This is a genomic window from Leeuwenhoekiella sp. CH_XMU1409-2, from assembly GCF_037029365.1.
Lineage (GTDB): Bacteria > Bacteroidota > Bacteroidia > Flavobacteriales > Flavobacteriaceae > Leeuwenhoekiella > Leeuwenhoekiella blandensis.
On record NZ_JAYMEI010000025.1, the window covers coordinates 19,178 to 30,964 of the forward strand.

9 protein-coding genes are annotated in these 11,787 nt (G+C 33.5%); 2 read left to right on the top strand and 7 right to left on the bottom strand.

What is annotated here, in order from left to right; all coding sequences use genetic code 11:
* Nucleotides 1-50: 50 nt before the first annotated feature.
* From WA338_RS18145 to WA338_RS18175, 7 genes are all read right to left on the bottom strand, one after another.
* On the bottom strand, nucleotides 51-1,259 hold the full coding sequence (locus tag WA338_RS18145; RefSeq protein WP_273015959.1) for a hypothetical protein: 1,209 nt from the start codon (nucleotides 1,257-1,259) through the stop codon (nucleotides 51-53).
* Nucleotides 1,260-1,446: 187 nt separating this feature from the next.
* On the bottom strand, nucleotides 1,447-2,349 hold the full coding sequence (locus tag WA338_RS18150; RefSeq protein ID WP_273015960.1) for an IS3 family transposase: 903 nt from the start codon (nucleotides 2,347-2,349) through the stop codon (nucleotides 1,447-1,449).
* 2 nt (nucleotides 2,350-2,351) lie between these two features.
* The gene (locus tag WA338_RS18155) at nucleotides 2,352-2,900 is read right to left on the bottom strand and encodes a hypothetical protein (protein ID WP_167597765.1); all 549 of its coding nucleotides are present in this window, start codon (nucleotides 2,898-2,900) and stop codon (nucleotides 2,352-2,354) included.
* Between the two features lie 21 nt (nucleotides 2,901-2,921).
* Nucleotides 2,922-5,390 (bottom strand): YecA family protein, encoded by a 2,469-nt coding sequence (locus tag WA338_RS18160; RefSeq protein ID WP_273015963.1) that lies wholly within the window; start codon nucleotides 5,388-5,390, stop codon nucleotides 2,922-2,924.
* Between the two features lie 193 nt (nucleotides 5,391-5,583).
* Nucleotides 5,584-7,386 (bottom strand): AAA family ATPase, encoded by a 1,803-nt coding sequence (locus WA338_RS18165; RefSeq protein ID WP_273015965.1) that lies wholly within the window; start codon nucleotides 7,384-7,386, stop codon nucleotides 5,584-5,586.
* Between the two features lie 747 nt (nucleotides 7,387-8,133).
* Nucleotides 8,134-8,544, bottom strand: a complete 411-nt coding sequence (locus WA338_RS18170) for a PD-(D/E)XK nuclease family protein (protein ID WP_273015967.1) — start codon at nucleotides 8,542-8,544, stop codon at nucleotides 8,134-8,136.
* Nucleotides 8,545-8,705: 161 nt separating this feature from the next.
* The gene (locus WA338_RS18175) at nucleotides 8,706-9,284 is read right to left on the bottom strand and encodes a hypothetical protein (protein WP_273015969.1); all 579 of its coding nucleotides are present in this window, start codon (nucleotides 9,282-9,284) and stop codon (nucleotides 8,706-8,708) included.
* A 206-nt stretch (nucleotides 9,285-9,490) separates the two neighbouring features.
* Between WA338_RS18175 and dndC the strand changes: the two genes are divergently transcribed.
* On the top strand, nucleotides 9,491-10,855 hold the full coding sequence (gene dndC, locus WA338_RS18180) for a DNA phosphorothioation system sulfurtransferase DndC (protein WP_273015971.1): 1,365 nt from the start codon (nucleotides 9,491-9,493) through the stop codon (nucleotides 10,853-10,855).
* On the top strand, nucleotides 10,852-11,727 hold the full coding sequence (locus WA338_RS18185; protein ID WP_336094448.1) for an AAA family ATPase: 876 nt from the start codon (nucleotides 10,852-10,854) through the stop codon (nucleotides 11,725-11,727). The genes dndC and WA338_RS18185 overlap by 4 nt, the downstream gene beginning before the upstream one ends.
* Nucleotides 11,728-11,787: the final 60 nt, after the last annotated feature.

The following is an 11,787-nucleotide window of genomic DNA, read 5'->3' on the forward strand; positions in this document are numbered from 1 at the left end:
TTGCTTATTTTATACATATAAATGCCAGCGGCTGTTGTTTTACGTTACTTTTATTTTTCAAAATTGTCATTAGCCAAGTCCAATAAGTTTGTTCCATTTTCTTTTAGCGCAGGAAAAGAAATAATCGGCAAGGGAATTGCACCTGCTTTTATGTATGTAATTGGAATTACTTCTGAAGTCAGCATAAATGATGCAACCTTTGGTTCCTTGTCAATTTTTAAGAAAGCACATAATTTATCTTTGTTAGAGTTAAGCCAATTATGTCTCTCAACGTGCTTTTGAATCATTCCTTTTTGTCCTTCACGTCCAAGATAATTATCCATTTCCTTTTTCATTTCGTGAATATTCTTTGCTTTATTTGTGTCTTTACACTCAAGGCTATATAGCGTATTACTTTTTCTGTTATGCACTAAAACATCAATGTCGCCATAGTTTTTATCTGCAATAAGATGTCCATTAGTGTCAATTTTTACTTCATAGTCAATTACAGTTAAGTCAGGATTTGTTTTGAGCCAATCTTTGACTTTGTTACGGTATAGTTTCCCTTTTCTCTCTCGAAAAGTCCCTAGTAGTTTTTCAATTCTCTTACCACCATTGTTTAGTTTTCCTTCAAACAACAAATTATCTAACTGTTTTTTTGCAGAAATAGCATTTCTAAAGCCCCAAGTCAAAATCGTCTCGCCTTTATCGTTTTCATATTTTACGATAAATCTTCTTGTAAAACTAAATTCACGATTGTATTTCCAAGGAAAGACTTCGCTGGCATTAAAGCCTTTTGGTGCTTTCAAATATTCATCTCTTTGAGTAATTGAAAATCGCTCAATACCTGCAATTATCTCTTTTTCGCCAATTTTAGTTTTATCTTTAATTAATTCGATAAATTCAGGCTCACTCATTGAGCAGGTGGAACTCTGTTTTTCAATACAAATGATAAAACTGCTATAGCAGAATTTGTAAATATTTAAGTAACCAATACCCCAATCTTCTAAAAAAGCGGAATCAATTTCATCAAATTCTTTATCGTCTTCTTTTTCTATTTCTTCTTGCGAATAATCTGCAATTTCAAATCTATTGTCAAAGTTCTCTATGTATCTATTGACTTCTTCTTTAGTGTTTGCTTCGGCAAATAGTTTAAGTTTTTCGTCAAAAAACTCTCGTGAAATACCTATTCTCCCTGAATCTAATTTGCCTACTGTGGGGTTTGCTAGTTTAAAATGAATAGCATCGCTTAAAAATCCATAATTCACAATTTCATGCATCAATACTAAAAGTCTATCGATGTCGTCAAAACTTGCTTTTACACTACCTTTTCTTGGTTTAAATGCTAGGTATTCTATTAAGCATCTTGTTGCTATAGAGGTTTTTGACCCGTCCTGAAATAGCTATACAGATTAATTAATAAATCCTAATATAACTATACAAAGCTACTTTTTAATCCTAAATAAACTATACAGACAGAACTTGAGGATTAAAATTTCTTTTATAGTTTTTCCATCTTTTGTTTAAGCTACCCGATGTAAGATGTGCCTGTTCTGGAGTTAGGTAATCACAACTCGCGTGAGGTCTTAACTCATTATAATTCTTGATACTTTTTGCTATTAGCGCTTTAGTATTCTCAAAACCTAATACACTTGAATATAGATTGAACTCTGATTTGATAATACCATTTATTCTTTCAGCCAATGCATTTTCGTAAGGATCTCCATTTTCAGTCATGCTAATGGCAATGTTATTTTGTAGCAACAAATCAACATACTTATGCGAACAATATTGAGATCCTCTGTCAGAATGATGGATTAGAGGTTGATCATATAATTGGTTATTTAGAGCCATCTTTAAAGCATCTAAACATCCTTCTGCAGAAAGATCCTGACGGAAGCTAAACCCCATTATCCTTCTGGAGTAGGCATCTGTTATTAAACTTAAATATCCCCACTGATTTACTAGTCTCACGTAAGTAATATCGCTTACCCAGACCTGCTCAGGCCTTATTATCACTAACTCTTTAATTAAATTAGTGTACTTCTTCATCCAATGTCTAGAATCGGTGGTTGTTATCCTTCGCTTGCGTTGGCGAACCAACAACTTATGCTCTGCCAATAGATCAAACAGATAATCCCTACCCAGTTGAATTTGGTGAGAGGATAGTTTATTCTGAAGCATATAATGCAGTTTTCGGGTACCTAGCCGTGGCAGTTCTTTTCTGATTGAAGCAACTTCCTGAAGAATGACATCTTCTTTAACCAGGCAATCTTCCTTGCGCCATAATGAATCATAGTATGCGTGTCTTGTTTTGCCAAACAGCCGGCATAAAACAGCTATCCCTAATTGTGGGAAGTCTTGCTTCATTTTTAAAACTGTTTGGCACCAGACTTTTTTCGGATATCAATCTTGAGCTGTTCTTCAGCTACATCAATAAGGGTGTTTAATGCTGTTATTTTTAGCTCAGCTTCTTTTAAAGCTTTCTGCAAGGCTTCCTTTTCAAAATCTTTTTCGGGTGGTTCATTTTTGTTGACCATTGGAGGAATGTTTTCTCTGTGAACTTCTACTTTCTCCAATTTATGTTTAAATATCCAATTCCGGATGATTTTCTCCGTCTTGATATTGTACATGATTTTAGCCTCTCTGACCGTTAAACGGCCTTGATCGATTGCAGTAACAATAGTGCGCTTCTGCAGATTTGTATAGCTTTTACGCTTAAGATTTTGCTGATATTCTAAAGAGCCGAAATCGCGCATCCAACCATCTAAAGTTGCTCTACCTAATCCGTAAATACGATTAGCTTCTTTTCGAGGCAGTCCATTTTCAACTTCTTTGACAACTTTGGCTATTAAACGCTTGTCATAGCGACTTTGCTTGTTCTCCCGAACTGCATAAACTTCTTGTTTATCATTTTCCATACACTTTTGAATTGTGTATAGCTATTTCAGGACAAGACATTTAACTAGCCTATTGTCTTTATCTAAAATTTCTTTTAGTTCACCTTCTAAGTTTCCAAAACATAGAATTTGTGCAGGAATCATCGTTTTGTTATGTTCTCTTTTCCAAACTAATGTTTCATGCAATTCTAAAAGAACGTGCAATAAATAATCAAATTCAAAATTTTGAATTTCCTTGTTAAGTGTCTCCAACAGCAAATTAGTTGCTGTGTTAAAAAGTTTTTTCTTGTCTTCTTCGCTGTCAATATTTTTAGGAATTTCCATTTTTTGTTCAATTAACAATGGAATTTCATCTAACAATATATCAACTTCTGAATCGCTAATGTAAAAAGGTTTTACAAGCCATCTATTGTCAACTAAAGGGTCTTTCTGGCTATCAGATAGTAATATCATTTTCGCTTGACCCAATGGTATGCACTTATTAATAAATGATGCTATGTCTTGTTCTGAAAAACTAATACCCTTAACCAAGTTAAAAGCATTTAAAATCGCTTTCATCATTTCTCGCTCACCAAAATTATTACTACCTGTAAAGGTTTTCATTTTGGAAAATGGGATTGAAAACTCCAGAATGTTTTCATTTAATGAGAAATGGTAATTGTCATAGTCTTCGCTTTCAACAATATCTTTTGTTTGCGTATCTCCAAAAAGTTTTTGGTCAAGAATGATATTTATTTCAAAGAAGTTTGAAATAGTTCGATTTAAAACATCAAAAATTTCGGGTTTAAGTTTGTGTAACCAAAAACCGATTGCTTCCGCAAAATTTCGTACTTGTATTGTCATTGATTTGTTTTTGACTTGACGATTAACAATCCAAATCGGGAAATCAAAAGTTTTTAAACAAATAGCGTAGTAGCCTAAACTGTTTAACGGCTTATATAATGGTGCATAGTTTGCATATTTTGTAGAAGGTATAAAAACATTTTGTCCTTTTATCTGACTTAAAATACCGTGATTGTTTTTTTCAATTTTTGCTTCTTTTATTAAGCGACTTCCGTCTCCCGGAACAACTGTTAGAAAATCAGGGCGGGTTTCATCTCCAAAATAAAAACTTTCGTCTTTAGATTTGTAAATGGAATAAATATCCAAAGTGTCAGTTAATGTTGTTTTTGTTTTTTGAGAAAAACGGTCATAAGACTTTGCAAATTTCCATAAACTTAAATTGTGCCATTTTTCAGAAGAACAAAGAAGTATGAATTGATGCGTTGAGAACGATAAACGAAGTTCGTCTTTTTGAGGTGCACCAAATCCAATAAACATATTACGTCCCATACAATCATAAGTAATTAATGAAAGAAATTTATGGTCTTTCATTGATGAATTTTTCTTTAGCTCTGTAATTACTTCAGTAATTCGCTTGTTTAAGTCTAAATTTTTGCTCGAAAAATATTCTTGGTCCTTATCGTTGTGAACGAAACAAGCGTAGGCAAGCCTGTTTTGCTCAAATTGGAAAACACGTTCTTTTAAAATCGATGGTGTGTTATTTTGAGGGAGTTCTATATCTGTTAATTGCCATCCCATTTTGTCACAAGCTCCCCATTGTTCGTGCCAAAGTTTATCGTGATATAATTCAGTCAATTCATGATTACAATTATACTGGTTGCTTACTCTTATGACAAACTCATTCAGAACGGCTACTTGATTTGAGATTAGGACAAAATAATACTTGTCTTCAAAATTGATAATTGGTTTTTTCAGCAAAGGATTTTTGTCAGGGTTGTTGTTGGTAAACCCTTTGTCATTCGGCTCAACAATAAAATCATTAATTATTCGTGGGTCAATTTTATGTTCTTGACAAATTCGAATTATATCGCTTTGACTAAAAGAAGTGGTTATTTGGTTAGATGAATAGACAAATTTTGTATCGCCATTCGCTCCTTCAATATTTCCTTCAATTTTAAAGTTTGTAGAAATTATTTTTCCTAATTCTAAAATTAATGTAACACCACTATAAACGTGATTTTTGAATTTGTCAGGAAGATTGTTTTTTTGTGTAAAAATTGTCTCAGTTAAGTTTTTGAATGTTTCAATTGCATATCCATAAATACCCGAAAAAACTGTATAATTCCCGCCATAGAAAACGATGTTTTCGCTAAAAAGATTTTCGGGAATGTCTTCCAAATAATTGGACGCAAATTCTGTATCAAGATGTTGCTTGAATAACTTTAAATTTCCATTTGGATTACTGTTTAAATTAGTAACAATGTATGTTGCTAATTCTTCAATTCTCACGTTCTTACCGTGATTATTGGGTTGCATTTGCAAACCAATAATAAAATTCAATAATTGGTGCGAATCAGTGGATCTAATAAACTTATAAGTTTTATTCTCTCTTTTTTTTGGTTTCGGTTGAGTGAATCCAAAATCTTTGTCTGAATTAATACAACACTTTTTATATTTCTTTCCACTTCCACAAGGACACGGATCGTTTCTGCCAATTTTGTTACCCATTATTCTCTAATTTTTAGAAGTTGTCATTGTTGTAGAAGTTTGTTTTACACTTGCGGCTACCGGTAACGTATAAGAATAGTAGCGGATTTTTATGCTCTTACTGTTCGGTTTGTTACCTTCTTTTGATTTATAAATTTCAATTCGTTTTAGCGATTAAACCGCTATTATTTTTATAAACTGTAAGGAGCAGTACTTATTCTGAAATGTAACTACTGAAAATTTCAATCATTTTATTCCGCCAATTTTCTGGAATATCTTCCCAATCATCTCCCCAATTTTGAGTCTGTTCAAAAGCTTTGAATGGCTTTTCGTAATTCGCTTGATATCCTATTTCATCTTCAACATTTTCGTGCATCTCAACTATTCTACCATTTGTTCCAACAGCATCTTTAATGGGTTGATTAAACTTTACAGCTCCCTCGATTCCATTATCTCTATCGTGAACAACAATCGGTTTGATGCCCATAGAGGTCAAATATTTTACTAAACCAATAATAGCAGCTTTTCCTCTGGCTTTCAATATCTCAAAGTTTGAAATAATCCTCAAATACTTTTCTTTAGGTAATCTAGCTAAAGACTCTCTTATTAAGATGTCTTCTGTGTCTCCTTCAATTATAATGACATTATTGGTATAAAATGCTCTGGAAATATAATCATCAATCTTTAGAAGCATTTTTACGTATGACTTATCATCTCCTTGTAGTTCTAAAAACGCATTTGATACTGAAAATGTACTGCATTTAACTGACTTTTTATTTCGGATGAGCCTGTTCAATACCTGCTTTGGTTTTCTTGAAATATCGATTAAAAATGGTGAATGAGTAGATGCCACTATTTGAGAATTTGAACTGCTTAATTCATAAATAGCATCTCTCATTTGATTTGCAGCACTTGGATGTAAATAAATTTCAGGCTCTTCAAAACAAATAATTAGTGAACGATTATGTTCATCTTCTCTGTCAGATAGCCATTTTTGTCTAAAGCGCAACATTCCAAAAACCGCAGCTCGAACCATACCTGTTCCTTGATTTTCGACTGATGTCTTTATATTACTCGACATTTCAATATTAAAGCTTGGCTTCAATGCTTTATTTGGGTCGCTTAAGTCTGTAGTTGCGTGTAATTGAGATTCAGGAAATATTTTTGTAAGAACTGAATTTAAATCAGTCATCATTTTACCAAATTCCGATGTGTCATCTTCTGGGTCTAATTCCTTTGCAAGCTTTTCTAAATGTTCTTGAGCGTTTTTGAAATTATCAGAGTTTTCTCTTACTACTTGAAAAAGTTCATTTAATGTTTTACCTAAAACACCTGACGAATTTCCTTGTATTTCATTCATAGAAGTGTCAACTGGAATTAGTAAAAATCTTGGTAGCATTTTTAAAACATTACCAGGTATTCCGCCTGGATTTTGAAACCAAGTATCTTCGTCAACTATATCCCATATTTCATCAAGTTGCTCTAATTTTTCTAACGCTCCTTTACTCTTACCTATGTTCTTCTCTAATTCTGGAAAAAACTCTGAAATAACTTCCTCAGAAATTCCCTTATCTATGTAATCTTGTGGCTTTTTACAATCTTCATATTCTGCTTTTAGGTTTCGAATTTTTGATTTAAACTCTATAACTACATCTTTACCTAATTCGTAGGTTTTTTTATAAGTAACTGAAAGCCCTGTTTCTGCTTCACTTTCGTATTCAAAGATTCTTCCTTTAAATCCTCTCCAAGTCTTTGATTCTTCGGGTAAGTTTCTAAATTCAGCTTCAAAAATAACTTTGGTCGTTTGAGGTTTTGTCTCTCCAGTTTCTTCATCAACAACAGAGTAGTAATCTGAACTTGGTAATGTTTTGGTAGCGGAAAGCAAAACACCAATAGCTTTCAGTATTGAACTCTTTCCAGCATTATTTTGTCCAATTAAGAACGTGGCATCTTGAAGATAAATTTCTATATCTTCAAGTCGCTTAAATCCTTGTATTTTAAACCTATACAGTTTCATTCGTATTGCTTCTAGTTTGTTACATCAACACTAAAAAATACATACCCTCTTAAAATACAAAGGATATCAACCCTTTAGCGATTCGTTTATAAAAATAGACCTTTGTCTTAGAAGTGGATTACAGAATCCTGTAATCCACTTATTTAAAACTAAAAAAAGGGATAAATCCCCATAAAATAACCTTTGATTTGAATCTATTTCCAGTTTCGTTCGGTTTTTTTTTTGAGAAACACCCCCTTTTTCCGAAGCCCTCTCGAAGTATACCCGAACAAGATCGAAGCAAACCCCTCTAAAAATCAAATTGCTATGCTGGGAGTAGGCTATAGTATGTAAAAGGGTGCTGCTGTATTCGAGACCGTGCAATTCCTGCAAGTACAGGCCATTTAAAACGGCTTGTTGTTTTTGGAGTTTTTGGAATTACATTTCTTGATAAGTTGCCTTGCATCCACAACTAGTGCATTAAACCATTACCCTGACTTTGCTATGCACTATCCCCGGGTCAAACGTGGGTGAACCTTGGGTGAATGGAGCTCTGGGAATGTTTAAAATGGAAAACTTGAAGTACGTAGTACTCGCGGCAGCTAATTGAGTAACCTCGTCTAGAAGAATCCCCCTGCAAACTGTAAAAGAGCCTTTCCCCTACCCTACTATGTGATGGTTTGGCGAAAGGCGTCTTTACCTTACATAATTAAATATAAGGTATTTATAAGGCCTTGTCAAGAGGTTTTTAAAAGTCGACGATGTAAACTAGGAGTTACCCCACCTGTACCAAAACTCATCAAACAAGTCATTTCCGGTAGGCATAGCAATACAAACATCCTGTAGTTGCTCCAGATTAAGATATGTGTAACCGTGAGACTCACAATGCGCTTGCTCAAACGGATGTTTCTTAGCTAACTCATAATCTGGTCTTAGAGCTACAAAATGAAGATCGTGCTTAATTCCTTTATCATTGTAATATTTTTTAACCAAATCTTTATAAGATTTCAGTTGGTCTTTTCTAAATGTTGAATACATTTTCGTTTCAATGATCAGTGCATGTGGTTGATTATTTAACTTAAACTCACACCATAAATCAATATGTCGGTGTTGTTTCCAAACTTCTATATCTGTAAATTCTAATTCATCATACTCCTCCACTCCTATCAGTTTAGCCAAAATCGCTTTGGAATTATTATGAACTAAAGGGGCTACAGTTCTATTCTTATCATCAGCGCACCTTATGGTCCAAGACATAAAAAAGTCAATGACTTCTTCAAATTTCATGGAGTCAGAACTATCGGTAAAAAAGGAAGGAAGCATACTTTTCAGAGTAAATTTTATGGATGTAAATTAGCAATATCTTTTCCGTAAAGTTTAATCACTGCATTTTCTCTTAGAAAATAATAGAGTTTGAATCCTAAGCCTTCAGGTAATTTAAAAGGTCTTGAACCACTTTTCGAAGTTATGCTATGAATTAAGGTTTGCGTTTCTAAACCACAAGAGTTTAAGAAGGGTAAAATATCAATAAGTTCTCTATTTCGATTTTGAGGTTGAAAACTTTTATCAGGATCAGCTTTTAGGGTATATCGACGTCTTCTTTTAAAAGGATGGTGATTGAATGTAGGATTTACCCAACGATAATGATGCTGAAAAGTCTGCTCATTATCCACAATAGGATTTTCAAGAGTCATATGATTTGCATCTTTCCAATAATGTTTCGATGCAACCACAAAAACACAGTCACATAAAAGCTTGGTGAAATTAGGATAGGTATCCCCAGATATCCAAAAGTTAATTTGTCCTACTTCATTTTTCAACTGGGTAATATGGCAATACGAATGAAGGAACTGTTTATTCCATAAATAAGGATCTTCATTACCTTGAAATGAATCGTGATAAACTGTACAGGATGTCACATTTGTTTTTATCCTTTGAGGATGATAGATCAGGGAAGCGTTATTCAAATGATTTATTATGAATGAATTAGATCATATAAAATTACAATGAAAATTCTTAAAAGTAAAAGCTATTTAAAATTGTTAGTAATTAAAAAATAACTTGACTGAACCTGAAGCACAGTGTCTTTAACATTTTATAATTTTAAAAAAAGATGTATATAGTCATGCAAAAAATAAAAAGCACTAAGATTGAGGGTGTTATATCTGAAATCATTGATCAATATGCTTATGCAGATCAAACAGATAGGCCTTGGATCATTGGTTTTAGTGGCGGTAAAGATTCAACGGTGCTGCTTACACTAGTGTGGATTGCACTTCAAAGAATACGCAATGATCAACCTTACCCCTTTCAACTACGCAGACCGGTATATGTAGTATGCAATGATACGATGGTAGAAAATCCTATTATCGCCTCTTATGTTGATGATGTTTTAGCTCAAATAGATACAGAAGCCAGAGAGCAAAACCTTCCTATTTATGTAAAGAAAACCACTCCTAAACTAGAAGAATCTTTTTGGGTAAATGTACTTGGCCGCGGATATCCAGTACCCAATAATAAATTCAGGTGGTGTACAGATAAAATGAAGATAAAACCTACCTCTTATTTTCTAACTGAACAAATTGATGAAAAGGGAGAAGCGATTATTCTTTTAGGAACGAGATATGAAGAAAGTAGTTCAAGGGAAACTTCAATGCGAAAGCACGAGATTTCTAACAGTAGGCTATCACTTCATGCCAATGAACCTAATGCATATGTTTTTGCGCCTCTCAAAGAATTATTACTAGAAGAGGTATGGTATATTATTAACGCTATTAAATCTCCTTGGGGAGCAGACAACTCTGTACTTTTCAAGATTTATGCTGATGCTAGTGCTGATGATTATGAATGCCCCACTGTGGTAACCAATGAGAGTCATAAATCTTGTGGACAATCACGTTTCGGTTGCTGGACGTGTACAGTTGTAAAGCAAGATAAATCTATGTCTGGATTAATTGAAAATGGGCAGGATTGGTTACAACCCTTGTTAAAATTCAGGAATGAGTTAGTCGCAGAGCGCAATCTTAGTGAAAATAGGATGGAAACCCGCAGAAATGGACAAAGAGCAGTAGATGAGGATGGACATAGGAAAGGTACCTATCAACCTCATTACAGGGCAAAGAAATTAAAAGAATTATTGCTCGTTCAGAAGGAGATTCAAAAAGAGCGCCCACATCTAAAACTTATAACCAATCAGGAATTAATAGCTATTCAAATTGTTTGGAGTAGAGATATGATTTTTGATTACAATGTTGGGCAAATCTATCGTGACATTTTTCAAAAGGAGATTTCAACAGAAAATCTAAATGGATTAGATGGAACTGAAAGAAGGATTCTTAAAGATATTTGTGCAGAAGATGCTAGTTATTATGAGCTTATAGATAATCTATTGGACCTACAGCAGACCAAAAGTTTACTGCTTTCTAAATATGGACTGCATAATGATATTGAAAGAAGAATCGAATCTTTTGTTACAGATCATAAATTATGAAAATAAGTAAAATAACACTTCATAATTTTCGCATATATAAGGGGGCCAACTCTATTGTTTTCAACACCTCTTACAAAGGGAATATCAATATTATTGCCGGTAAAAATGGATATGGTAAAACTACTTTGCTAACATCCCTCGTTTGGTGTTTTTATGGGAAGATGATTGGTGAAGTTGAAGATAAATACAGACTCGATATTAAAAATGCAGGTGGATATGATAATCTGCTTCTTTCTTATTTTAATACCAATACACGGGATGATTTTGAAAGTCTTTCTGAGAAAGAAAAAAAGGGAAAAACAGATTGTGAATTTTATGTTGAAGTAGAATTAACTGATTTGGTTATCCCGGCAATACCATGTAAATCAATAAGTATAAAGCGTTCGTTTAATTACAAAACTCAGAAAGAAACAGTTGATTTATTGATTGATGGGGATGAAAACGAGCTTACTAAACAGGTAGGTTATGACGTATTTATAAACGACTTTATACTACCTCGTGAGATCGCTAAATTTTTCTTTTTTGATGCGGAAAAAATTGTGTCCCTAGCCGAAGCCCGATCAAAAGCAGAGCTTCGAAATTTAAGTAAGGCTTACTCTGAAGTCTTGGGCATCAAGAAATACGAAGATTTAAAGAAGAACCTGGAGTCACTACTCTCTAATTTGAGACGAAGGGGAATTTCAAAAGATGAAGAACTAAAATTAGATAAGCTTGTTAAATCAGTTGAAGAAATAGAAGAACTCATAAATTTTAATCAAGATCAACAAGACGAAACCGATAAGAAGCTTAGAGATTTAAGAGCTAAAAATGATGCACTCCAGGAAAAGTTAATACGGGAAGGAAACCAAATATCCCTGGAATTACTACATTAGACTGGACATAGAGTTGAATGAATATTATTGCAAGTTGTTAACTTAGCAATCATGAGACGT